The sequence below is a fragment of the Niallia endozanthoxylica genome (assembly GCF_008710145.1).
In the GTDB taxonomy this organism is placed as follows: domain Bacteria; phylum Bacillota; class Bacilli; order Bacillales; family Cytobacillaceae; genus Bacillus_BD; species Bacillus_BD endozanthoxylica.
Window position 1 is genome coordinate 116,663 of the sequence record NZ_VYKL01000004.1, and the last position, 25,531, is coordinate 142,193.

Consider the following 25,531-nt stretch of genomic DNA (forward strand, 5'->3'; position numbering starts at 1 on the left):
ATATGAAGGTGAACTTGTTTATAAATAATGAGGATGTGACAACAGAGCACTATACGGAAGTGAGGGACCCAGGCAAATTAAACGAAGCAGTAGGCTATATTGCCAATGGGGATGCAAGTCATATTGATCGAGCAGTGCAGGCTGCACATCGGGCCTTTCAGTCCTGGCGTCAAAATTCACTTGAAGAAAGAATTTCAATTCTATTAAAATCTGCTGAAGAAATAGAGAAAAATGCATTATCTATAGCTAGTGTGACGGCTAAAGAAAACGGCATCCTGCTTAGCAGAACCGTTGATGAAGTCAAGTTGGGCTTGATGGATATGAGAAATATGATAGAGTTGGCTCCTTCTGCCTTTCAACAAAAGATTGTAGAGGATGAAAGCGGTTGGGTGAGCGTTGTGAAGAGGCCGATGGGTGTGATTGCTTGTATTGTTCCTTGGAATGCCCCTATTATTCTGACCTTACAAAAAATAACGCCGATTCTTCTTGCGGGCAATACCATTGTTGTAAAGCCATCGCCAACTGCTTCCATGGGCGTAGTTACTTTACTAAAAACGATGGCAGGACTTTTCCCTCCAGGTGTGATTAATGTGGTTCTTGGCGGCGGTGATGTAGGTAGTGCTTTAACCTCCCATCCACTCGTACGTAAAATTTCCTTTACTGGCGGCGGGGGCACTGCCGTAGCGATTATGAAATCGGCTGCTGAAACACTTAAAGGGGTTCACTTTGAATTAGGGGGTAACGATCCGGCCATTGTACTAGATGACGCAGATTTAAATGAAGTTGTTCCAAAAGTTGTAGAAGGAGCATTTCGAAGAACAGGTCAATTCTGCTTTGCGATTAAGCGTGTTTACATCCCTTATGCTATGTATGATGAGTTCTATGAAAGGGCTTGCAAGTTGGCGGACTCCTATAAAATTGGGCATCAATTGAACGAAGAAGCTACGATGGGGCCAATTAACAACCAACTTCAATATCAAAGGATAAGTGAACTAATTGAGAGACTTGAACAAAGCGGGGCCAATTTAGTCAAGTTAGGAAAGGTGCTGGAACCTGAAAATTGGGATAATGGCTACTATCTGCAGCCAGTTATCGTGCGGGATGTCGATCCTAATGCCGAGATTGTTACGTGCGAACAATTTGGTCCAGTGCTCCCGCTGATTCCATATCATACGGAAGAAGAGGTTATTGATATGGCCAACAATTCAGAATTTGGTTTGGGTTCTTCCGTATGGTCATCGGATTTTGATCGTGCATTGGGTGTTGCGAACCAAATAGAAGCAGGTATGACCTTCATTAATGGTCATGGACAAACACCTTTAGGTTCAAAATACATTCCGTTTGGCGGGATTAAACAAAGTGGAATCGGAAGAGAAAAGTCTATTGAGGTTTTTGATGAATTTATTGAATATCATGGGACTAATTTCCATAAGGGAAAATAATGGTTTCTAGTTTAAAAAAGCTCTCCAGATTTGGGGAGTCCTTTTTTATTTACTATTCTTTTAGCTTTGTATTTATATCTTGGCGGTGAATCTATTGAATTATTACATTATTATCCTAATGAATACGATCCTTATCACTACGATTACGGGGATCAAACCTGTTGTTTCTTTATACGCCTATTCCTTAGGGCTTTCCCCCCAAGAAATTAGTATGATTATTGCAAGTTCTGCAATATTTCCAGCCTTTTTGGCCTTATATATTGGCAAATGGGTTGATTATATAGGAACACGTCCCATTGTTGTCATCGCGAATATCATGTATTTGATTTCCTTGTTGTTAAGTGTCATGTTTCCATCCTTTTTCATCTTTTTAATCCAGCTAGCTATGGTCGGTATTGCTTCTACCTGCTTGATGCTCGCTCTGCAGAAGAGAGTTGGCAGCTTAGGAGGCGACATCGATCGGGCGGTGGCCAACTACAGTCTGTTTGGCTCAGTTGGTGCAATGATTGGCCCCATTGTGAGTTCCTTTCTGTATGACTACTACGGGTACCATATTTGTATCTTTTTTAATATGTTGCTCATTGCCATCGCTTTGAGCAGCGAGATAGGTATGAGGAATTTAGAAAAAGAGAACAGGAAAAAAACAGTTGAGAGTCAGCAAGCAAATTTGCAGGGAAGAGAATCGATTTGGACTCTTATGCAAAACCGTGACATAAGGAATGCAATTCTTATTGGCGGATTGATTTTTTCCTACCGAGAGCTGTTTAGCGTCTACTTTCCTTTACTTGCTGGCAATATGGGCATCAGTCCTACAATGACAGGGGTTCTCCTCTCATTCAACGGTCTGGCCATGCTTGTTATTCGATTTACCCAAACGTCTCTCGTTCGCTCTTTTGGCCGCATGAGAATTCTTACATGGTCTCTTTTCGTTACTAGTATCGTTTATCTTGTCACTCCTTTTTCCCCTTGGATTGTCATGCTTTTTGTGTTGGTTGGTATTTTAGGAGCTGGTTTAGGTCTTGCACAGCCGCTTAGCACTGCTGCTCTACTAGAAGGAACCTTACCCGAACGTCATGGAGAAGTACTAGGTGTTCAGATGATGATTAATCGCGTCTCCCAATTTGCTATTCCGGTCATCTTTGGCGGACTAGGCGGTTTGCTTGGCGTTTCTGCTATTTTTTGGGGCAGCGGGCTTGTTCTTACAGCCTTTGGGTATATAACACGTCCATTGCCTGTGCATGTTGATAAGCCTAAGAATCAGAGACAGCATTTATAGTTTTTTAACATTGAAGGAACTTCCTAAAAACCATATTTAAATCATATAGGAAGTCTATTTTATAGATATTAGTAATATATGTATTCCTATGTTAAATTTTAAATATACAGATTATTCGAAAATATATTTCGAAATAAAAATGATAATTTTACTTTCAGGAGGTTCACATGAAAATTTTGGTGCTGCTTAAGCAAACATTTGACACAGAAGAGAAAATTGTACTCTCCAATGGAAAAGTAAGCGAAGACGGAGTCAAATACGTCATTAATCCTTATGATGAATATGCTGTCGAAGAGGCCGTGGCGATTAAGGAAAAACATGGTGGAGAAGTAACGGTTGTGACGATTGGCCCTTCACGTGCTGAGGCTGCATTGCGTACAGCTTTGGCGATGGGAGCTGATAAAGCAATCATCGTGGATGATGAATCTGTTTTCGGTGATGAATATATGATTTCTAAAGTATTAGCGACTGTTGCAAAAAGAGATACCTATGATTTGATATTAGGAGGATATATGGCGGTTGATGATGGAGCTGCACAGGTTGGACCACGCTTAGCCGAAGAGCTAGGAATTGCGCATATCTCTACTATTACAAATATGGAAGTGGACGGCAGCCTTGTAAAAGTGGAGAAAGACGTGGAAGGCGATATCGAAATCATTGAAGTGAGCATGCCTGTATTAGTTACTGCACAACAGGGATTAAATGAACCGCGTTATCCTTCACTGCCAGGAATTATGAAGGCAAAGAAAAAACCAATCGAACGGCTTACCGCCGATGACTTAGATCTAAATATTGAGGAGATTCTTTCGAAGACAGAAGTACTGGAGCAATATTTACCGCAGCAAAAAACGGCCGGGAAAATCCTTCAAGGAGAATTGCCTGAACAGGTCTCTGAACTTATAGAAGCGCTTCGCTTTGAAGCAAAAGTCGTGTAATCATATCTGAATAATAATCTTTAAGGGGGAAAGGCACCAATGAGTAAAAATGTGTTAGTTGTAGCAGAAAAACGAAATGGCAGTTTGAGAAATGTATCATTTGAAGCACTTGCCGCTGCCAAGGAAATAGCAGCCGGCGGGAAAGTGACGGCGGTATTATTTGGCCAAGGGGACAATGTAGATGCGAATCAGCTGGCACAATACGGTGCAGATCAAGTCTACTTGATTACCAATGAGGAATTGAATGCTTATTCGACAGATGCATTCTCGCAAGCGTTTACAGAGGTCTTTCAAATCGTAAACCCGGATGCCATACTGCTTGGACATACAGCTTTGGGCCGTGACTTGGCACCAAGAGTAGCTGCCCGCCTCGGACTTGGATTAGTATCTGACTGCACGGCTATTGAAGTGAATGGTGATGAAGTAGTCTTTGTTCGTCCGATTTACGCAGGGAAAGCGTTCCAAAAGAAAAGAGTTACGGACGGAATCATTTTTGCAACGATTCGTTCGAATAATATTGCCAAAGGCGAACCGGATGCGGGGCGTACAGCGGACACGATTGAATATAAAGCGACCATTAAGGATATCCGCACAGTCATTAAAGATGTCGTAAGAAAGACAGCAGGCACCATTGATTTAACAGAAGCTAAAATTATTGTTTCAGGCGGCCGCGGAGTGAAAAGTGCGGAAGGCTTCAATCCGATTAAAGAATTAGCAGATGCACTGGGAGCGGCAGTTGGTGCATCCCGCGCGGCTTGTGATGCAGGCTATTGTGACTATTCGATGCAGGTTGGTCAAACTGGAAAAGTAGTAACACCTGATTTATATATTGCATGCGGCATATCCGGTGCAGTTCAACATTTAGCTGGAATGTCAAATTCCAAAATTATCGTAGCAATTAATAAGGATCCGGAAGCACCGATTTTCAAAGTGGCTGATTACGGAATTGTCGGAGACCTATTTGAAGTAGTTCCAATGTTGACCGAAGAGTTCAAGAAAGTTCCAGTATAAGCAAAAGAGAGAGGGGAAAACAACATGGCTAATATTCTTTCGGGTCTTACAGTCGTAGATATTACGCAAAACGTGGCAGGCCCGTTTTGTTCACAAATGTTAGGTGATTTAGGAGCAACAGTTATCAAGATTGAACGTCCAGGACATGGAGATGATACGAGGCACTGGCATCCGCCGTTATGGGGAGGGGAATCTTCCACTTTCCTGGCGTTAAATCGCAATAAGAAAAGCCTTTGCGTTGATCTTAATCATCCAGACGGACAGAAAATTGTACATGAATTAGTCGAAAAGGCAGACATCTTTATCCATAGCTTGAAGCCAGGAAGTGAAGAATCTCGCGGACTCGGTTATGAAACATTATCTGAAATCAATCCTTCTTTAATCTACGCAGCAATTAGTGCGTTCGGTGATAAAGGAAAAATGAAAAACAAGCCAGGCTATGACCCGCTTATACAAGCGTACAGCGGCATTATGAGTTTGACAGGAAATGAAGGGGATGACCCAGCTCGTGTTGGTGTATCGATTGTAGATATGGCAACAGGTATGTGGAATTTGATTGGTATACTAAGTGCCCTTCACCAACGCAACCAAACTGGTAAAGGCTGCAAAGTAGCAAACAGTTTATTAGAAACAGGAGTAGCATGGGTAACATTACAGCTTTCTACGTACATGGCATCCGGAAATCTTCCTAAGAAGATGGGAACTGGAATGGCGACAACGGCACCATATGAGGCTTTTAAAACAAAAGGTGACCAATGGGCGATCATTGCAGCGGGTAACAATCGATTGTTTAAGAATTTATGTGCAGCGCTTCAAATGCCTGAGCTAGTAGAGGATCCTCGATTTGAAACCAATTCAACAAGGGTTCAAAATCGTAAAGAGCTTCACAGAATTATAGAAGAACGCACCTTAGGCTATGAGGTGGATGAACTTGTCAGCTTAATGGCGGAATACAATGTACCAAGCTCTCCAATTAATACATTGGATCGCGTACTCCGTGATGAACAAATCAATGCGCTTTCTCTGATTAAACCTGTTGAAGATTTTCGGGTTTCTGATTTCCGAATGGTAGATCTTCCATTCCGAATCAATGAAGAACGAGGCAACCTTCAATCACTGCCACCGCTATTAGGGGAGCATACGGATGAAATTCTTAGCTCTTTAAATTACTCAAAAGAAGTTTTGGAGCAGCTCAAGAGCAAGAGCATTATTGGTTAGGAGGCAGACCATGAATTTACCCCAACACGTTGAATTGTATGAGGTAGGACCAAGGGAAGGCTTTCAATCGGAGACAAGCAAGATTGCAACAGAGGATAAAATCAGCTTTATTAATTCACTGAGCCAAACTGGACTCAAAAATATTGAGGTTACATCCTTTGTCAGTCCGAAATGGGTACCGCAGATGGCAGATGCTGAAATGGTATTAGCAAAGATTGATAGAGTGCCAGGTGTGGCTTATCGGGCAGCATATCTGAATTTGAAAGGGCTTGAGCGAGCGCTAACGAACAACGTGACATTGGATGGAAGTCTTGTCCTATCTGCAAGTAATGCCTTTTCAAAGCGGAATATGAATAAATCGACGAGTGAAATGCTCGAAACACTGCCAGAATGGATTGAGGCCTACAAGGGAGCAGGTATTCGAGTGAAACAGATGGGATTCATGGCCTCCTTTGGCTGTAACTTTGAAGGCTACATTTACTTAGATCATTTGCTCGATATCATGAGCAAGGTTATTTCCTTAGCAGAAAGCTATGGAGAAAAAATACAAAAGGTCAAGCTAGCCGATACAATGGGCTGGGCTAACCCGGAACAGATTAAACGAACCGTTCGTGCTATTCAGGATAAATGGCCGGAGCTTAATATCCATTTGCATTTGCATGATACACGCGGACTTGGCCTTGCAAACGTTTACGCAGCACTTCAGGAAGGTCTATGGGAATTCGATACGGCGGCTGCAGGACTTGGAGGATGTCCATTTGCTGCAGTAAAAGGGGCGCCGGGAAACATTTCTACAGAGGATGTCGCATTTCTATGCGAGGAAATGGGTATTGATACAGGACTAAACCTGGAGGCATTAGTTGAATGCTCCAAGATGGCTGAAAGGATTGTAGGGCGAGAGCTCCCAGGGCATCTATCAAAGGGCGGGGTTCTTCCCGGAATCAGACCACAATCGTGGATGCAGGTACAAGGATCATAAATTAATAGAAAAATAAATTGACTAACATGGAGGAATGAAAGATGGATTTCGAATTTTCTGACTTACAAAATGATATTCGCGCAGGAGTGAGAGAGGTTTGCTCCCGCTTTGATTTAGATTATTGGAGACAATCCCATGAGGAACATACCTATCCGACAGAATTTGTTAAAGCTATGAGTGACGCAGGCTGGTTAGGTGCACTAATTCCGGAAGAGTACGGCGGTTCAGGGTTAGGTTTTACAGAAGGAGCTATTATTTTAGAAGAAGTCAACCGTTCCGGTGGAAACTCTAACCAGGTTCATGCCCAAATGTATACAATGGGTGCTCTTCTAAGACACGGAAGTGAAGAACAAAAGCGCAAATATTTACCGCAAATTGCGGATGGTTCCTTAAGATTGCAAACGTTTGCAGTTACAGAGCCTGACGCTGGTACGGACACAACGAAAATTAAAACATTCGCTGAGAAAAAGGGAGACCGCTACATTATTAACGGCCAAAAAATCTTTATCTCCCGTTTCAATAATACGGATTTGATGCTGCTTCTTGCTCGTACAACACCGCTTGACAAAGTAGAAAAAAGAACACATGGTATCAGCTTATTCTTGATTGATACTCGTGAAGTTGGAAACGGTATTGAATCAACGAAAATCTCGACTATGCTTGGCGGAGACACGAATCAGTTGTTCTTCAATGACCTTGAAGTACCTGAGGAATGCTTGATTGGTGAAGAAGGAAGAGGACTTTACTGCGTGATGGACGGAATGGTTGCAGAAAGAATTCTTGTATCCGGTTCTGCGCTTGGTAATGGTAAGTGGTTTATTGATCAGGCAGTGAAGTATGCAAACGAGCGCGTTGTATTTAACCGTCCAATCGGTCAAAACCAAGGTATCCAGTTCCCGATTGCGCAAGCTTATATGGAGCTTCAAGCCGCGGAGGCGTTGATGTATAAAGCAGCAACTAAATTCGATAACAAACTGCAGGCTGGTGCTGAAGCAAATATGGCGAAATACCTATGCTCTGAGGCTGCTTATCATGCGGCTGAAGCGTGTATGCAAACGCACGGCGGCTATGCTGCAGCAAATGAGTACCACATCAACCGTAAGTGGATGCAAGCAAGAATGATGAAGATTGCTCCAATCTCTTCGAATCTAATCTTAAGCCATGTAGGTCAGCACGTATTGAAAATGCCAAGATCATATTAAGAGAGATTCGAGAAAGGAGGGCGATTTTTGTGAGTATAGTGAAAGAATCCTACGAAATGTTAAAGGTTGAATATAAAGGAGAAAACAATGAAATTCTGGTTGTTACGCTCAATCGACCTGAAGTAATGAATGCGATGAATACTCAAATGCTTGAGGAAAGGTTAAGGCTTTTCCGCGAAGAGGCTTACAACGAAGATTTAAGATGCGTTGTTATCACCGGTGCAGGGGATAGAGCGTTCAGTACCGGGGGCGATTTAAAGGAACGCAACGGAATGAGCGACGGCACGTGGAAACGACAGCATCATGTCATTGAGGACTTAGTTCTGTTAACACGGGATTTTCCAGTACCTGTTATCGCTGCTGTGGAAGGCTATGCCCTTGCTGGCGGCTGTGAATTGGCACTGTCAACTGATTTTATCATTGCTTCGGAAACAGCTGTTTTCGGTTTGTCAGAAGCATTAAGAGGGATTCTGCCTGGTGGCGGAGGCCTGCAAAATCTAGCGAGAGCAATTGGCGTACGACGAGCTAAGGAGCTTATCTATACAGGTCGCAAAATTGATGCGGCATTAGCATACGAATGGGGCATGGTCAACCGAGTTGTTTCCAAGGGTAAAGCGCTGGAAACGGCATTGGAATTAGCAGAAAAAATAGCGGAAACCGCCCCAATGGCAGTTAGAGCGGCAAAGGTCTCAATTAACAAAGGATCTGATACAGATTATCAAACTGCCTACGCTCTAGATATTGCGGCATACAACCAGTTGGTAACATCAAAAGACCGGTTAGAGGGAGTGGCAGCTTTTAATGAAAAGCGTAAACCAAGATGGAAAAATCAATAAGGATTTAATGACAAAGCTTACTGCCTTTATTACGGAAACAACTTATGAACAGCTTCCAGAGGAAATGGTGGAATTAGCCAAGCAGGCTATGATTGATACAGTTGGGGTGGCATTAGCCGGGTGGAATGAAACTGCCGTAGAAAAGGCTAAAAAGGTATATGTCTCGCAGGATAGCGGGCAGGAGGGTGTTTCTTCTCTTTGGGGGGATCTAGTGAAGGTAGATTATGACAAAGCAGCCATTATTAATGGAACAGCCTCCCATGTGTTGGATTATGACGATGCCTCGGTGGGTGTCGTCATCCATCCAAGCGCTCCAATTCTGTCTGCGATAACACCTCTTGCTGAAAAGCTGAAAAGCTCTGGTAAGGAAGTCATTACAGCCTATAGCATTGGCACAGAGGTCATGGTCCGGATTGGGCAGGTAATGGGGATTCGCCATTATAATCTCGGCTGGCATGCCACTGATACATTGGGAACAATCGGAGCGGTGGCGGCCTCTTCCTATCTGCTTCATCTTAATGATGAACAATGTTCTCACGCTATTGCCATTGCTGCATCGATGACCGGGGGGCTGCAGAAGAATTTCGGCTCTATGACCAAGTCACTACATGTTGGAATGGCGGCAGCACACGGCATTCAGGCAGCCATCTTAGCTGAACAGGGCTTTACAGGAAATAAGGATATTTTCGGAAAACGCGGCTTTTTCATGGCATTTAGCGGCGGGGCTGATGAAGAGGAGCTGCAAAAAGCGATGGATTCCATCACTTTCGGAGAGCCCTACGATATGCTAGAAGGATTATCTGTCAAAAAGTTCCCTTGCTGCTTTGGTACACACCGCTTTATCCAAGGAGCACTGGAGCTTAAAGAGGAGCAACGCTTGAGCTTAGAGGATATAGATGAAATTGTGCTGCAAGCGCAGCCAAGAAGTCTCTTGCCTTTAGTTCATTCTCGGCCAGTAACAGGATTACAAGGAAAGTTCAGTGCTGAATATACCGTACTGGCTGCTATAGCCGATGGACATGTGAGACTGAGCAGCTTTGAGGATAATCAAGTGCTGCGTGTAGACATTCAGAAGCTGCTTCCGTCGGTTCTTGTGTTGGAATTGCAGGAATCGGAGGAAGACAAGCGACTTAATCGAAGGTTAGCGGTAGAAATTAAAATAAAAACAAAGAATGGGCAAGTGTATGAAAAATCGGTTCAACACGCACCAGGCTCCAAAGAAAAACCATTGAGTGAAGCAGAGCACCGTGAGAAGTGGATTAGCTGCTTGAGTCATTATAGCCAGTCCTCACATGAACATGGCAGCATAGAGTCAATCGCACATGATCTGTATGATCAAGGTTTGAAAATCGATACATACACATGCTTTAGTGATTGGATTAACGAGATACACAAACAATTGAATGATTATAAACCAAAACAGATGATTTGATTCCATAAGGGAATCAAGCGGGAGGAGTATCATAATGAAAATTGCATTGTTCAACGAAAATCGCGTTGGTGTTGTCGATGGCAGCAATGTGATCGATATTACTGAATTAACAGCTTGGAATAATGAGGAACCACAAGCTTCCCTGGTCAAGCTGATGGGAGAATTCGAAACTTTAAGACCAAAGATTGAAGCAGGTTTAAGCTCTTGCCCTGTATATCCTGTATCGGACGTTGCGCTTCGTGCTCCTGTTCCAAATCCGAGTAAAATTGTAGCAGCTCCTATTAATTATATTCTGCATAAACAAGAGATGAACACCGCTTTAACGGTGGACGGTCTAGGGTTTTTCCTCAAATCGCCTTCTTCAATTATTGGACCTGATCAAACGGTACTGCTGCCGTTCAGAGACCGAAGAGTGGATCATGAAGCGGAAATTGCTTTTGTAGTTGGTAAGGAAGCAAAGGATGTTAAGGCAGAGGATGCGTCTGAGTACATCTTCGGATATCTTGCCTTAATGGACATTACGGTCCGCGGTAAGGAAGATCGACCATGGCGCAAATCCTTCGATACCTTTACTCCAATCGGTCCATGGATTGTGACAGGAGACGAAGTGGAGAACCCGAATCAACTGCAAATGAATCTGTGGGTTAATGATGAAATTAGACAATCGGCCAACACGAGTGACCTCATTTACGATTGCTATAAATTCTTTGAGGCGGCTTCTAGTGTCATGACGCTGCTTCCAGGAGATATTATTACGACTGGAACACCTGAAGGAGTAGCTCCAATTACAAAGGGTGATACCGTACGCATTCATATTGAAAGAATCGGTGAGTTTTCCGTACAGGTTGACTATAAGCCGGGCATTTGACCATTTTATTTGTATACCGACAGCTAGGAGAATTCGTATGGTTAATACAGAAATAGATGAATTAGTACACAGAATTAAGAAACTGAGAACTGAAATGATTGAAGCTGCTGCAGAAACTGGACTAAATAGTTATAGAACCATTTCCTACAGTCAGAAATTAGATAAACTCATCATGATCTATCAAAAACAAAAAGATATAAAAGAAATAGTATTTAATCAAAATGAAATGATTTGAATGTTGTTCATTTGTTTTATCCTTACTTTTTGTTTAATTATACGAATTTGAAATGAATTAAAATGACTTTATTGTTACTGTACGTTATTACGAAAGTGGGGAAGTAATATGTCGGAACATAAATCAAAACAACAATGGACACCAGAATTGCTGGATTTCCACCAGGAGCTGAAGGATAAGAATATGGGCCCTTTATGGGCTTCCGTATTCAGCTCACATCAGCCAAAGCCGCGAGCGGTTCCCTATTTGTGGAAAAAAAAGCAGATTCTCGAAGCTCTAGATAAAGCCAAGGAGCTGCTCGAGGTAGGTACGGGATCCATTGACCGGCGGGCCATCTATTTAATCAATCCGGGTATGAAGCATTTGGAACCGCACGGATGGGGCGGGGCAACGCAAACGCTGTATGCAGCCGTTCAAGCACTTAATCCAGGAGAAATCGCTCCATCTCACAGGCATATGACTTCAGCACTGAGGTTTATTATGGAAGGTCATGGCGCATCTGGCATTGTGAACGGTGTGAAATATCATTTCGAACCGGGGGACTATGTCATTACACCGGAGTGGTGCTGGCACGATCATGTGAATGAAGGAAACGAAACGGTGCTATGGATGGACTGTTTAGATATTCCTTTCACTTCAGCACTGACAAGCTCCTTCTTCGAGTTGTATCCCGAGGAGCAGCAGCCGGTTGAATTTCCTGTAGATTATGGTACAAAGCGTTATGCAGGTGGCATGGTACGACCAATTTCCGATCGCAAACCTTCAGCTGCACCGCTTGGACGATACACATGGGATTTAACGAAACAAGCACTGGATGGGCAGAGTGAATTGAATCCAGATTCATTCGACGGGTTCGCTGTAGAATATATCAATCCTTCTACGGGCAAAGACGCAAATGGAAGAGTCGGCGCAAGAATGCAGAAGCTGCCAGTTCAATATAAGGGAAAAGCACATCGCCATGTGCATAGCTCAGTCTATCATGTGCACAAAGGCAGCGGGTATACGGTAATGAACGGGATTCGTTTTGACTGGGAAGAGGGGGACTTCTTCGCATTGCCTGCGTGGACATGGCATGAACATGTGAATACATCTGAAACAGAAGAAGCATTTTTGTTCTCTACGAATGACCTGCCAATTTTGGAGCCTTTTAGCTTTGAACGAGAAGAAGCTTATACAGAAAATGGTGGTTATCAGGAGATTCAATCTGTTTTTGAGCCTGATCTATCAGATGTAATAGCAATAGATTAGTAGAATCATAATAATAGATGGGGTGATTGTAATGGGAGAAGTCAAAGAGGTCATCGTTGTAGGCGGTGGAATTGGTGGTTTAGCTGCTACTCTTGGAATTGCAAAATTAGGAAAAAAGGTAACAGTGCTTGAACAGGCGCCGCAGTTTGGTGAGGTGGGCGCCGGATTACAGGTAGCTCCGAACGGCTTGCGTGCGCTTGATGCTTTAGGAGTTCTTGATGAAGTCTATAAACATGCGGTGTTTCCTCGCCGTCATGTGTTCATGGACACATTGAGCGGTAATGAGCTATCTGCTGTGCAATTTGGAGATAAATTCCGTGAGAGCTTCGGGTATCCATACATCGTTATTCATCGTTCAGATCTCCATAGTGTATTACTAAAGGCTTGTCAATCTTTAGACAATATTTCTTTCTTGACTAATCATCGATTGGAGTCCATTGAGGAATTTGATGATTATGTGGAATTACGTTGTGAAAATGGTGCTGTACTGAAAGGAGAAACAGTAATCGGTGCGGATGGTATCCGTTCGGTGACACGTAAACTAGTTAGTCAAGCAGATCCAGTTATCTCTAAGTATGTGGCTTATCGCTTTACCGTTCCAATGTCAGAAATGACGATTGATATCGATTGGGATGAGAAATTAACGTGGATTGGGCCTGGCGTTCATTTGGTTCAATATCCGGTACGTCATAAGAGTGTCATTAACCAAGTAGCGGTATTCAAAAGCTACAAATATAGTGAGAACTCTGATGATTGGGGAACGGCGGAGGAACTTCATACGATGTTCGGTGAGAGTTGTTCAACCATTAAAGAATCCCTGAAGTTCGCTGAAAGCGGCTTGGTCACAAAGCTGTTTGATATCGAACCGCTGGAACGATGGTCAACTAATCGCGTGACGCTTTTGGGCGATAGTGCTCATGCCATGCTGCAATATCTAGCACAGGGGGCTTGTCAAGCACTTGAGGATGCTGTTTGTTTAACGGAAAAATTACGTGATAACGGTTCAAATATAGCCAAAGCATTGGACGAATATCAACAAGAACGCATTCCAAGAACAGCACAGGTCCAACGTGGAGCACGGACTTGGGGAGAAATCAAGCATGCTGAAGATTCGGTTACAAGACTTCTTCGAAATACCATTATGCTGAATCGCCCAGCAGACGATTACACGTATTTGGAATGGTTGTACAAAGAAAGAAAAAAGCTTACCACTGTTTAAAATAGAAGAAATAGGTTCTAATCTTAACTATTTAAAAGGCTATATTCCTTAAGACATTCCTGGATATAGCCTTTACGTATACTTTTTTAAAGAAAAGTCATTAGATTATATAAATTCAAGGGCGTGATCATACATGAAATCTATTAAAACGAGAGGTCCCTTAGAGGGGATTCGTATTCTTGATCTGTCAACCGTTATTGCTGCCCCTTATGGCGCTGCACTTCTTGGTGATTTTGGTGCTGAAGTCATTAAAATTGAGATGCCTGAGGTCGGCGATCCATTGCGGAATCTAGGTCCCTATTATAAAGGGGAAGGATTAAGATGGCCGGGCATGTCTCGGAACAAGAAATCTATTACATTGGATTTGCGTCAGGAAGAGGGCAAGGAGATTCTACGAAAGCTGGTTAGCAAATCGGATATGGTGATTGAAAACTTCCGAACCGGTACATTGGAAAAATGGGGAATTGGCTATGAGGAGCTAAAGCAATACAATCCTGATTTAGTCATGATTAGGGTAACAGGCTATGGACAGACCGGACCTTATTCACACAAAGCAGGCTTTGGTACCCCTGCAACAGCCTTCAGCGGGTTTACGTATTTGCACGGATACCCCGATCGTCCGCCAATCAGTCCTTCTTTTTCCTTAACCGATTATGTGACGGGAATTTATGTTGCTTTTGCAGCGGTTACAGCCTTATATCATAGAGATTGTCAAGATGAAGGGTCAGGTCAATCTGTAGATGTCAGCTTATATGAATCAATGTTTAGAATGATGGAATTTTTGATATCAGACTATGATCAGACTGGCAACATCAAGGAGAGATCACCAGGATTGAGCGGTCACTCAGCGCCGGCTGGGAATTTCCTGACTAAGGACGGACATTGGATTATTTTGGTTACGAGTTCCGATAAGACCTTTGAGCGTTTGGCCAAAGCGATGAATCGCGAAGATATGCTGACGGATGAACGCTACCATACCAATTCAGTCCGCTTGACGCGGTTTGATGAAGTCAATGGCATCGTCTCTGATTGGGTGAAAACGAAAACAAAGGATGAACTGCAGCATCTCCTCGACGAATGCGGCGTTCCGATGAGCCCAATCTACAGCATCAAGGATATTTTTGAAGATCCCCAGTACAAGGCGAGGGAAAATATTGTGGAGGTTGACCATCCACGACTGGGTAAAGTTAAAATCCCTGGCGTTGTTCCAAAGTTTTCTGAAACACCAGGTTCGATCAGACAAATTGCTCCGGATTTAGGCGAGCATAATGAAGAAATTCTAAAGAAACTCTTGGAATTGGATGAAGGAACCATTGCTAGTTTAAAAGAGAAAAAAGTAATCTAAAGGAGTGTTCTAGCTTGACTAATAAAGAGGTTACGATTACTGAGGTTTGTCCAAGGGATGGGTTTCAAAGCGTCAGTGAATGGATTCCAACGGAAGAAAAAGTCAGAATCATCAATCAATTAATTGATTGCGGCTACAAACAGATTGAGGTTACCTCCTTTGTACACCCGAGAGCGATCCCGCAATTGAAGGATGCAGATGAAGTGTTGAAAAGAATCAAACGCTCGAAGGATGTAAAGCTGCGAGCATTAGTTCCAAATACACGTGGTTTGGAGAGAGCCATCGCAGCTGGTGTGGACAAGGTGAAGCTGATGCTGTCTGCTTCTGATTCCCACAGCATAAGCAATGCAAACTGTAAGACAGAAGAGGCATTTGAAAGGTTTGTACCGTTAGTTGAACTTGCGGAAAAAAGCGGCATGAAGGTAGGCGGATCAATTTCTGTTGCGTTTGGCTGTCCTTATGAAGGTGAAATTCCTGTTGAACGTCTTGTGATGATCTGTGAAAAGTATCGTTCCTTAGGAATCACTGAAGTGTCACTTGCCGATACAACGGGGATGGCGAATCCAGTCCGAATTAAAAACAATGTACGTGAATTAAGACGGAGATTTCCGGACTTCACTTTCTCCCTTCATCTTCATAACACACGTGGCATGGCCTTTGCGAATGCTGTAGCCGGATGGGAAGAAGGCATTGTTCATTTTGACAGCTCTGCCGGTGGATTGGGAGGGTGCCCATATGCACCGGGTGCAAGCGGCAATATCGCTTCAGAGGATTTAATTCACGGCTTTGAGGAAATGGGGATTCATACTGGTGTCTCCTTAAATAGAGTGATAGAGGCAGCTAAGGATATCCAGCAGAGTCTTCCGCAGTATGTAGACAGCTTTCTACTGAAAGCAGGTAAATGTTCAGATTTATCCGCCAGCCCAAAGGCACAGCAAAAAGTCCAGATATAGTTCGGGAAGAATGGAGGATTACGATTGTATCAGCAAACTTTAAGTACTGCTTATGAATCGGTTCGCATCCACAGTTTACAGTCGTTGAAACACAGAGGTATTGTGAATGTGGATGACTTACCCTTTACAATGAAGATTCTTCTTGAATCGCTTATGCGAAATCAAAGCCGTCTCGGGCTTACAGAGCAGGATTTAATCCAAGTGGCTAGAAGAACACGCTCCAATGAACCGGTTGAAATCCCGTTTCTGCCAACAAGAGTTATTATGCAAGATGCATCGGGCGTTCCTGCATTAGTCGACATGGTGTCATTTCGTCAGCGAATGATGGAGGAAGGAATCAATCCAAGCCAAGTGAATCCCGCTATTCCCGTTGATTTGGTTATCGATCATTCCGTTCAAGTTGATTATTCTGGATCAGAATCAGCTTTTTCAAAAAACCTTCACCTAGAATATGAACGTAATCAGGAAAGATACGAGTTTTTAAAATGGGCGCAGCAATCATTTAAGGGCTTTCGAGTCATTCCGCCTGCCAATGGCATCATTCATCAAGTAAATTTAGAATGCTTAACAAAAGTTGTTCAATTAACGAATCATGATCAGGTGAGAATGGCACATCCGGAAATAATCATCGGTACAGACTCCCATACCACGATGGTGAATGCACTAGGCGTATTAGGATGGGGAGTTGGAGGTATTGAAGCGGAAGCGGCCATGCTGGGTATCCCTGTTAGTATTTCAGTGCCTGAAGTGGTAGGTGTTGAAATTACTGGGCAGATGAACGAGGGAGTGACAGCGACAGATGTTGCCTTAACGATAACCCAACTCCTAAGGAAGCACAATGTGGTGGGCAAATTTGTAGAATTTTTTGGACCCGGGTTAAAGAGGCTCTCCCTCCCAGATCGGGCGACAATTGCAAATATGGCACCAGAATATGGGGCAACCTGCGGCTTCTTTCCGGTTGATGAAGAGACATTAACATTTTTGCGCATGACAGGCAAACGGGATGTAGAAGTTAATCTTGTTGAGCAATATTGTAAAGAACAAGGATTGTTTCATACGTCTGAATCTAGTGGAAATAGAAGGGTGTATTCCGACCTTCTAACATTTGATTTACAGACAGTGGAAGCAAGTGTTTCGGGTCCAAGGCGTCCACAAGACAGAATGCCGATTCGTGAGGTAAGAAAATCGTTCCCCAAATCTCTTTCTCCTATCCAATCTAACGGGACGAATACACCAAGCACTGAATTGAAAGACGGTTCCATCGTGATAGCCGCTATAACAAGCTGTACGAATACATCCAATCCTGTCAACATGATAGGTGCAGGACTGCTGGCAAAAAAAGCTGTGGAGTATGGTTTAACTGTCCCTAAATCCATTCAGACTTCTTTGGCACCTGGGTCGAAGGCGGTTACAGGGTATTTACAAAAAGCGGGACTGCTGCCGTATTTGGAAAAGCTGGGTTTTTATCATGCCGGTTACGGATGTGCCGTATGTGTGGGCAACAGCGGAAAGCTGGATGAAGAAGTTGAAAAGTCCATTAAGGAACAAGATTTGACAGTTGCTGCCGTTTTAAGTGGTAATCGTAATTTTGAAGGACGCATTCATGCTTTGGTTAAAGCAAATTATTTGGTCTCGCCTCCTTTGGTTATCGCTTTTGCTCTCGCAGGAACCATGGATATTGATATGGAGAGCGAACCGCTAGGTCGAAGCATATCTGGAAAAGAAATCTATTTGAAGGATATCTGGCCGAGTTCCGATGAAATTGCCAGCATAGTGAATTCTACAATCTCATCCGAAATATTTCGAGAAGCCTATGAGCATGTGTTTGAAGGTGATGAGAGGTGGCAGAGTTTAGAATATGAGGATGATCCAATTTTTAAATGGAATGATCAGTCCACGTACTTTAAGGCGTCCCCTTTCTTCAAAGCGGAGCTTAATGAACACCGCCAGCCAGGAGAGATGAACCAAGCCAAAGTCTTGTTAATGGTAGGTGATTCAATTACTACGGACCATATTTCACCTGTCGGACAGATTCCGTATGACAGTACGGCAGGAAAATACCTTATGGAACAAGACGTCGAATTAGCCGATTTCAATTCTTATGGCTCCCGCCGAGGAAACTATGAGGTACTTGTAAGAGGAACATTTGCCCATCCAAGGCTAAAGAATAAACTAGTAGATAAAACAGGCGGTTATACGCTCTATGTACCAAGCGGGGAAGAAATGGATGTTTACTCCGCATCTATAAAGTACCAACAGGAAAATACGCCGCTGATTATTTTAGCCGGCAAAGACTATGGAATGGGAAGTGCAAGGGATTGGGCCGCTAAAGGCACCTATCTTCTCGGCGTCAAGGCGGTCATCGCGGAAAGCTTTGAACGAATTCACCGCAGTAACTTGGCCATGATGGGAATTGTACCTCTTCAATTTATGCCTGGAGAAAACTATGAATCGCTGAATCTCACTGGTCTAGAGACTTTTTCCATTATAGGATTGAATGAGCCGCTTAGTCCGTTCCAAGAGGTGATGGTTGTAGCCACTAAAGAAAATGGATCTAAGACCACTTTCCAGACAGTGTTGCGTTTGGATACTCGTATGGAGATTGAGCTTTATATGAAAAAAGGTATTTTTCAAAGTATTCTAGGCCAATGGGAAAAGAGCTTGACTAGATGAAAGAAATCAAGAAAGGTATTTTATCAAATTTGAGCAAATGTACATCTAGAGGGAGGACCATTTTACATGGTTCTCCCTTCACTTCATTTTTACTGTTTTAGGAACACGCTAACTCTTCGTCATGATGTCTTGTTCTAATTCGAATGCTCGTTTTTTGGCTGTAAACAGATAGTAATATCTTAAGACCGGCATAACAAACAAAAATATAAATAATAGTCTAAATAGTTGAAAAACAGATACAACCGAGAGGTCTGCATTAATTGCGTCTGCCAGCAATACCATTTGATCGAGTCCGCCAGGTGCTGTACTTAAAAAGCTTGTTGCGAACGAATAATCTAAAGTATATGAAACGATAAAGCTAGTTCCGCATGTTATTATGATTAAGCCAACAGAACTTAAGATACCTGCGACTAAATAGCGAAACGGCAGCTTGATCATATGTGGCTTTAAGATGAGACCAATATGTGCACCAATTAACAGCTGTGCACCATTCATGACAAGTGGAGGGACAGGCGCCAGGTCAAACGAGGCTAATTGTAAACCAATGATTAAAATAATTGGGGCTAAGAAATAGGCAATCGGCATTTTAAAGCGTTTTGCAACATAAGCACAGCCCCAGGACAGTAAAAATAATAGGATTAAATTAAATGACATCGGAATATTAATTGCTGACTTGCTTACGATATGGCCTGACACAATAAATGGAATGACCACAACGACTAAGAGGAGACGCATAATTTGGAAATAGGTAATCGCTGCTAGATCGACATCCTTTTCTTCTTCTGCAAATAGAAGAATTTGACCTAATCCGCCTGGAATAGTTCCGAGAATCATCGATTTTAACGATAGTTTGGACCATTTACTTAGTACAAACGCCAGAGCAATGGAACTGGCAATAAGAATACTATTTAAAAGAACCATATAGAGTAATAGAATACCAGCGTTTTTAAAAAGAGATAAATTGAATTGTTCACCAATAGCGATTCCTAAAATGACAATTCCGATATCCTGTAGTCTTGGCGACCATGACAATGTTCCTTTATAGAGAAATTGGGCAGTAATAATGGAAAATATAGGGCCAAGCATCCAAGGAATGGGAATATGCAGCAAGCTAAATACATAACCGCCAATGATAGCAAGCGATAATACTTTTAACATGCCTTTCAAGAATAACACCTCCTTTTGGAATATTTGTTCAATCCTCTTGCTGTGAAGAGAATGATTACCTTATAACGGTCAGGAAGACTTCCACTGATGGAAGTCTTCTTTATCCGTCCCTTCACAAAAATATCAGCATTCCATTTTGATAGAGGATAATCAAAAGGAATGCTGATTGTGTGAATGTTGTGCTACGCTTTTACTGCTTGTATATCTACGTCGTCGCGTCGACGATCACCCCAATAGGTAGAGCCGTTTTTCTGGTATTCCTTGTAGGTCCATTTAATAGGTTCCCAATCTGGCTCAAAGATGAGGTAGCTGTTTGTGAAAATCTCCACGCGCAGGCCGCTGCCCGGATCCTTCACATAAATAAACATTGCTTGAGAAATTCCATGTTTACCAGGTCCGACAAAGCCAACTTCTTGTTCGCTTAAAATGTCAGCTGCACGTAAAATGTCCTGAGCGTTATCCATCCAGAAAGCGATATGATGCATTTGATTTGGTTCAACTGAAGGTTTTGACATCATGGCCATATCGTGTACTAAATTCGTCACACTCATCCAGCCTACTACTTGTTTATCGTCAGCATTTACTAAATATTCCCGCAATTTGAAGCCTAATGTTTCTTGTAAATAGGTTACAATGAGGTGATTGTCCATCGCTGTTTGCAGATTGACATGGTCAATACGACGTGGTGAAACCCCTTTTGCCCAAGCTTTGTAGACTTGATTTTTCAGCACAGATTTACGGCTTTCTTCTGCTTGTGGTTTTTCCATATCAAAATAAATTTCGAAGCGGTGTCCGCTTGGTAATTCAAAACGGATGGCTTCGCCTTGACCTGCTTCTTCACCAGCTGCAATCCAGCGTACCTCTGTTCCTGCATCCTCTAACAGACGGGCAAAATTTGCCACATCCTCCCGGCGTTTTGCTTTCCACCCAATGTGATCGATGTAAGACGTTTCTCCAGCTGTAATAGACAGTGTATGGTGTTCAAAGTCACCCCATGCTCGTAAATAATGTGTACCATTGACCTCACGTGTTTCCTCTAAACCAATGATCTCTTTAAAAAACCATAATGATTTTTCTAGGTTTTCTGTTACTAATGCGACATGTCCTAATTTTGCAATTTCTGGCGCATAAATGAATTTTTCCATCAACTTCACCTCAGGATTTTTATAGCCTGTGAACAGGCAGATTGAATCTAGCTATCTATTAGCCTTGAATATTTGTTTGGATACCAAATAAATGTCTTCCATAACCGTGAATTCCATCTTCATATAAGGAGGTTATATGTGTCCCAATCGCCATTAAATCACGAGTAAACATCTCAACAGGGTGACCTTTTAATAGGGCATGACCGCCAAGTGTTAACAAGCTTTTCACACCAATTTGGACGCACTTATCAATAATGGAAGCTCGAATCGCTTTATATTTTGCCCCTTCATAAGGACCGCCTTTATCTTCTTCCATCATCGCAATGTATCGGTTTAATAGTAATTGTGCTGCTTCCATTTCTAAGCTTAATTCTGCAAGTACACGTTGGCTTGTTGGAGATTCCTTTTCCGCAACGCCTGAGAAACGAACACGGCCTGCTGTATGTTTTTCAAACTCAGCTAAAACGCGCTCAGCACCGCCAACAGCCATTGCCGCAAAGCCTACATAAAAGCCAGGATAGAAAGGAGTATTATAGTATAAATAATCTTGATCGAAATCTTTTTCTGGCGGCTGACTGCATTCGATGATTTTACTAAAACGAAGAATGGCTTCAGGTTTTACAAAAACCTTGTCAACAATGAGTGTGTTGCTGCCTGAACCGCGTAAACCAAGAGAATCCCAATTTTTTATAATCTCTAAGTCTGATACTTTTAAGAGAATGCCAACACGTTCAGGTTTATCAGAATCATCAAATTTCATAAAAGCTCCAACGCCAACCCAGTCACAATAGTTGATTCCGCTTACAAAGTTGTACGTTCCAGAAACATAGTAGCCACCCTCGGCCTTTTCTACCTTCCCTACAGGTGCGAAAACATCGGCGACAAACCCTCCTTGGTTCACCACTTCATCTCGTAATGGCTTTGGCAGGTAGGATACCCATGCATTGTGTAAGGAGAAGAAGCATGAGAGCCACCCAGCGGATAAATTATGATAACTTACGGTTTTTACCATATCAACATACGTATGCCAGTCAAGCTGCGGGTAACCATAATCTTTCGGAAGAAGTAAACGATTAATCTGTTCTTCGCGAATGATGTTGGCAACATTTTCTGAAATCGTGGCATCTTTATCAGCCTGTACTGATTCAAGCTCTGCTGCCTGACCAATTCTTTTTGCCTTTTCAATTATTTCATCATAAAGAGTTGTATTTTCAACAAGAAGTTCCATAAGATCATTCCTCTCAATTTGAATGTAAATTATTTTACTGTTGCAGCTTCCTCAATCTTAAGTCCAAAAAAGTCAATGACAAGTTTATTAACCAGTTCAGGCTGGTCTGTTTGACATTGATGCCCGCAATTGTCAATGTACTCAAACTCGATGTTTGGCAGTAATTTTTCCAGTTTATAAGCCGTTTCAATCGGTGCAACACCATCATTTTTACCCCAAATAAATTTTCCAGGAATCTTTAGTTTTGGTAAAGAATCTTTAATACAGTAGCGGTCCCATAATTTTGCGTCATTATTCATTTTTTCTAAATAATCATCGAATGCTTTGTTTGCTTCTCGTACTCCTGGTCGATTGGCAGCTTGATGACGTAGTTGAATTAATTCTTCTGGAACCTCTGCGCCATTAGAATTTCGAGTCATAAACTTGCGAAGTGATTCCTCTGTGTAATCGTAGCCAATAACCTCTAAAAATGATCTTAATTTTCTTGCTGGTACTTCCTGCATGGCTTGATAAATCGTGTTACTTCCTATATAAAAGACTTTTTTAACCTTTTCAGGATGATCAATGGCATATTTAGCTGCTATGTAAGCACCTTGCGAATTACCTACTAAGTACACTTCATCTAAACATAAAGCTTCAATAAAATCGTGTACATGATCTACTAAGCTTTGGTGTCCATTAACAGGCCATGCATGGGGGCGTGTGTCAGTAAAGCCCATGGATAATTGATCCGGTGCAAATGCTCGATACCCTGCTTCTGCCAAAGCAGGTAACATCAAGCGCCAACCGGCAGCACCACAAGCACCTGGGCCTGCCCCATGTAAAAGAATAACTGCTGGACCTTCTGTACCTGCCCATGAATAGTGTGTACGAACTCCATTTGCTAGAACCCAGCTATTATGAAAGCCTTCGAAAATTGTCATGAGTTTTACCTCCGTGGTTTGTTTGTATTTGATTATGATTAAAGTATACATACTTGATTTTTGAAATATAATAGTAGTTTTTATTGAATAGTGCCTTAAATTCTTTAAAAATTATTGAAATTCAATATTTTCTGAACTATATTTAAAATAAAGTCTTTGTTTATTAACATGGTTGATTTTTGACTCATCTAAAGCTGTATGGTTAGGAAGTGACAGGAGAAAATTCATTTTCTCCTGTCACTTCCTAACCATACAGCTACCTTTCAGCTATGCTGAAAGGCGTGAGAAATGGACATTTCTCACGGGTGAGTCAAAAATCTGGCTTGTCAACATTGTTCGCTAACAAAGCTAAAACAAAAAGGGGAAATGCTTGTGAGTGATCTCTTAATTGACTCAATGGGAACAAAGAACATCTTAATGTCAGCCAATGCCTTTCTCACATTAAAAAATAATTTAATTAAAAATATCGGTTCGTATAAAACAAAGGGTTTCTTGTTTCGTTTTGGGAAAGAATTCGGTATCGAATCTGCTAAAAATGTTTTCCAAAATGGAACGAGGAAAAAGACTGTTGGTAAAATGCATGCAAGACTTGGGCACGTAAAAGATGTTACATTTACAGGGGAAATTGTGAAACATCCAGACGGTACAATTGAATGTATCGATACAAGAGGAAAATGGGTAGAGTCGTTTGAAGCTGAGCTGCATGTGAAAAATTATGGCTATGCAACGGAATGTATTTGTCACACCTTATGCGGATTTGCCAGTGGAGCATTATCGTATGAATTTGGAGAATCGATTATTGCGATTGAAACAAAGTGTGTCGCGAAGGGAGATCCTTGCTGCGAATATGAAATTCGTCTTGAACAAGATTGGTTGCCAGAGCAGGAGGAGTTAATTAACTTGTATCAAAACGACAATATTTTGTCGGAATTAGAAATGACGTATGATGCGCTCTTACACCATAAGCAAATGCTTGAAAAAATATCAACGTTCCATAGTCAACTCACAAAAAAGGTGACAGATAAACATTCGATGGATGAGATTATTCGAACGGCTTACCAGTTATTGAACATTCCAATTTTGATTGAAGATATCCATGGAAATCAGTTAAGCCAAGTCGGACTAACTGAGGAGCAATTACAATCCATTAGAAACAGCCAATCGAACCTAAAATATTTAGGAGATAAACGATCTGCTTCCTATTACGCAGGTACTTCTTATGAAAAATTAGTCTCACCTGTTTTAATTAATAATAAAAATTACGCAAGGTGCTCGTTTTTTTACTTTCCGCCACAGGAAATCGACGAGAATGATTATTTATTTTTAGAAAGAATATCGATTGTTATTGCGCTATGTATTTTATATGAGGAGGCGCAATTTGAGGAACAGCGGCGTATGAGAAGCACCATATTAGAACGATTGATTCATAATCAAAACATTCATGACATTGAATCATATTTTAAATTTTTGCCATTTAAATTCCATTCGCCATTCTCCACAGCTGTCATCCGCATTGATAGAACAAAGCCAAATAACGAGATGATTGACTTACATGAACAATTAATCCAACTGTCAACACTTATAAAAAAGTGGGAGCTGCCGAGTATTTTTGCTGTCGTTGGAGAAGAAGTTGCGTTATTGAATTCACAAATCAACCATAAACAAGCTTTCATAAAAAAATTGAATAAAATCTTTCAGCAAATGGAGAAGCAAAATGATAACTACAAATACACAATAGGTATAAGCAGCACTTTTACAGATTTTAAACAATTTGATCGAACGTTAAAAGAGGCACGAATGGCCCAACGATTTCCAAATAATAAGCTCACTACAGACTATGAGGATTTAGGTTTATTAGGTGACATCGCAACAAATATGAGCATAGAGCAGCTGCATGAAATGGCTAAAAAAACATTAAAAGATTTGTATCATTTTGATGACCCAAGAAAAAAGGAGTTGCTGCATACGCTTTATGTGTATTTATTAAACGGACAGCGTTTAAAAGAAACAATGGAAGAGTTGGCATTATCAATCGGTGGAATTCAATATCGAATTAAGCAAATTGAGGAACTGCTTCAAGTTACGGTTAAAAATGCTCCAACAGCAGCCTATATTTTATTAGTTATCCAAGCACTTATTTTGTCAGGAGAATTACAATTTGATTAAGGCAAATAATAAAAAACTCATCAAAAATGG

Annotated in this window: 21 protein-coding genes; 17 read left to right on the forward strand and 4 right to left on the reverse strand. The window is 41.8% G+C overall.

Annotation, left to right across the window (positions count from 1 at the left end; all coding sequences use genetic code 11):
- Nucleotides 1-2: 2 nt before the first annotated feature.
- The 16 genes from F4V44_RS01075 to acnA all read left to right on the forward strand — a co-directional run bounded on the left by F4V44_RS01075 (nucleotide 3) and on the right by acnA (nucleotide 18,872).
- Nucleotides 3-1,442 (forward strand): aldehyde dehydrogenase family protein, encoded by a 1,440-nt coding sequence (locus F4V44_RS01075; RefSeq protein WP_150438131.1) that lies wholly within the window; start codon nucleotides 3-5, stop codon nucleotides 1,440-1,442.
- 94 nt (nucleotides 1,443-1,536) lie between these two features.
- The gene (locus F4V44_RS01080) at nucleotides 1,537-2,718 is read left to right on the forward strand and encodes an MFS transporter (RefSeq protein WP_150438132.1); all 1,182 of its coding nucleotides are present in this window, start codon (nucleotides 1,537-1,539) and stop codon (nucleotides 2,716-2,718) included.
- A 167-nt stretch (nucleotides 2,719-2,885) separates the two neighbouring features.
- Nucleotides 2,886-3,653 (forward strand): electron transfer flavoprotein subunit beta/FixA family protein, encoded by a 768-nt coding sequence (locus F4V44_RS01085; RefSeq protein WP_150438133.1) that lies wholly within the window; start codon nucleotides 2,886-2,888, stop codon nucleotides 3,651-3,653.
- A gap of 39 nt (nucleotides 3,654-3,692) precedes the next feature.
- The gene (locus F4V44_RS01090; RefSeq protein ID WP_150438134.1) at nucleotides 3,693-4,664 is read left to right on the forward strand and encodes an electron transfer flavoprotein subunit alpha/FixB family protein; all 972 of its coding nucleotides are present in this window, start codon (nucleotides 3,693-3,695) and stop codon (nucleotides 4,662-4,664) included.
- Nucleotides 4,665-4,688: 24 nt separating this feature from the next.
- Entirely contained in the window at nucleotides 4,689-5,882 is a 1,194-nt protein-coding gene (locus F4V44_RS01095; RefSeq protein ID WP_150438135.1) for a CaiB/BaiF CoA transferase family protein, read from the forward strand.
- 10 nt (nucleotides 5,883-5,892) lie between these two features.
- A complete protein-coding gene (locus F4V44_RS01100) occupies nucleotides 5,893-6,861 on the forward strand; it encodes a hydroxymethylglutaryl-CoA lyase (RefSeq protein ID WP_150438136.1) in 969 nt (322 codons plus the stop codon).
- Between the two features lie 41 nt (nucleotides 6,862-6,902).
- Entirely contained in the window at nucleotides 6,903-8,063 is a 1,161-nt protein-coding gene (locus F4V44_RS01105; RefSeq protein ID WP_150438137.1) for an acyl-CoA dehydrogenase family protein, read from the forward strand.
- A 29-nt stretch (nucleotides 8,064-8,092) separates the two neighbouring features.
- On the forward strand, nucleotides 8,093-8,899 hold the full coding sequence (locus F4V44_RS01110; RefSeq protein WP_223881745.1) for an enoyl-CoA hydratase/isomerase family protein: 807 nt from the start codon (nucleotides 8,093-8,095) through the stop codon (nucleotides 8,897-8,899).
- A complete protein-coding gene (locus F4V44_RS01115; RefSeq protein WP_150438138.1) occupies nucleotides 8,865-10,331 on the forward strand; it encodes an MmgE/PrpD family protein in 1,467 nt (488 codons plus the stop codon). The genes F4V44_RS01110 and F4V44_RS01115 overlap by 35 nt, the downstream gene beginning before the upstream one ends.
- Before the next feature lie 34 nt (nucleotides 10,332-10,365).
- Nucleotides 10,366-11,199, forward strand: coding sequence for a fumarylacetoacetate hydrolase family protein (locus tag F4V44_RS01120; protein WP_150438139.1), 834 nt, complete (start codon nucleotides 10,366-10,368; stop codon nucleotides 11,197-11,199).
- Between the two features lie 37 nt (nucleotides 11,200-11,236).
- A complete protein-coding gene (locus F4V44_RS01125; RefSeq protein ID WP_150438140.1) occupies nucleotides 11,237-11,434 on the forward strand; it encodes an aspartyl-phosphate phosphatase Spo0E family protein in 198 nt (65 codons plus the stop codon).
- A 108-nt stretch (nucleotides 11,435-11,542) separates the two neighbouring features.
- Nucleotides 11,543-12,682, forward strand: a complete 1,140-nt coding sequence (locus F4V44_RS01130; RefSeq protein ID WP_150438141.1) for a cupin domain-containing protein — start codon at nucleotides 11,543-11,545, stop codon at nucleotides 12,680-12,682.
- 31 nt (nucleotides 12,683-12,713) lie between these two features.
- Nucleotides 12,714-13,901 (forward strand): FAD-dependent monooxygenase, encoded by a 1,188-nt coding sequence (locus F4V44_RS01135; protein ID WP_150438142.1) that lies wholly within the window; start codon nucleotides 12,714-12,716, stop codon nucleotides 13,899-13,901.
- Nucleotides 13,902-14,034: 133 nt separating this feature from the next.
- Complete coding sequence (locus tag F4V44_RS01140) at nucleotides 14,035-15,246, forward strand: CaiB/BaiF CoA transferase family protein (RefSeq protein WP_150438143.1); 1,212 nt, start codon at nucleotides 14,035-14,037, stop codon at nucleotides 15,244-15,246.
- A 14-nt stretch (nucleotides 15,247-15,260) separates the two neighbouring features.
- On the forward strand, nucleotides 15,261-16,199 hold the full coding sequence (locus F4V44_RS01145) for a hydroxymethylglutaryl-CoA lyase (RefSeq protein WP_150438144.1): 939 nt from the start codon (nucleotides 15,261-15,263) through the stop codon (nucleotides 16,197-16,199).
- 24 nt (nucleotides 16,200-16,223) lie between these two features.
- A complete protein-coding gene (gene acnA, locus F4V44_RS01150; RefSeq protein ID WP_150438145.1) occupies nucleotides 16,224-18,872 on the forward strand; it encodes an aconitate hydratase AcnA in 2,649 nt (882 codons plus the stop codon).
- Nucleotides 18,873-18,980: 108 nt separating this feature from the next.
- Here acnA and F4V44_RS01155 read toward each other — a convergent pair whose 3' ends face one another.
- The 4 genes from F4V44_RS01155 to F4V44_RS01170 all read right to left on the reverse strand — a co-directional run bounded on the left by F4V44_RS01155 (nucleotide 18,981) and on the right by F4V44_RS01170 (nucleotide 23,335).
- Nucleotides 18,981-20,030: an AbrB family transcriptional regulator gene (locus F4V44_RS01155; protein ID WP_223881749.1), complete on the reverse strand. Its 1,050-nt coding sequence runs from the start codon at nucleotides 20,028-20,030 to the stop codon at nucleotides 18,981-18,983.
- A gap of 191 nt (nucleotides 20,031-20,221) precedes the next feature.
- On the reverse strand, nucleotides 20,222-21,184 hold the full coding sequence (locus tag F4V44_RS01160; RefSeq protein ID WP_150438147.1) for a VOC family protein: 963 nt from the start codon (nucleotides 21,182-21,184) through the stop codon (nucleotides 20,222-20,224).
- Between the two features lie 58 nt (nucleotides 21,185-21,242).
- Nucleotides 21,243-22,412: an acyl-CoA dehydrogenase family protein gene (locus tag F4V44_RS01165; RefSeq protein WP_150438148.1), complete on the reverse strand. Its 1,170-nt coding sequence runs from the start codon at nucleotides 22,410-22,412 to the stop codon at nucleotides 21,243-21,245.
- A gap of 29 nt (nucleotides 22,413-22,441) precedes the next feature.
- Entirely contained in the window at nucleotides 22,442-23,335 is an 894-nt protein-coding gene (locus F4V44_RS01170) for an alpha/beta fold hydrolase (protein ID WP_191090510.1), read from the reverse strand.
- Nucleotides 23,336-23,707: 372 nt separating this feature from the next.
- Here F4V44_RS01170 and F4V44_RS01175 point away from each other — a divergent pair, with 372 nt between their 5' ends.
- The gene (locus F4V44_RS01175) at nucleotides 23,708-25,501 is read left to right on the forward strand and encodes a V4R domain-containing protein (RefSeq protein ID WP_191090511.1); all 1,794 of its coding nucleotides are present in this window, start codon (nucleotides 23,708-23,710) and stop codon (nucleotides 25,499-25,501) included.
- Nucleotides 25,502-25,531: the final 30 nt, after the last annotated feature.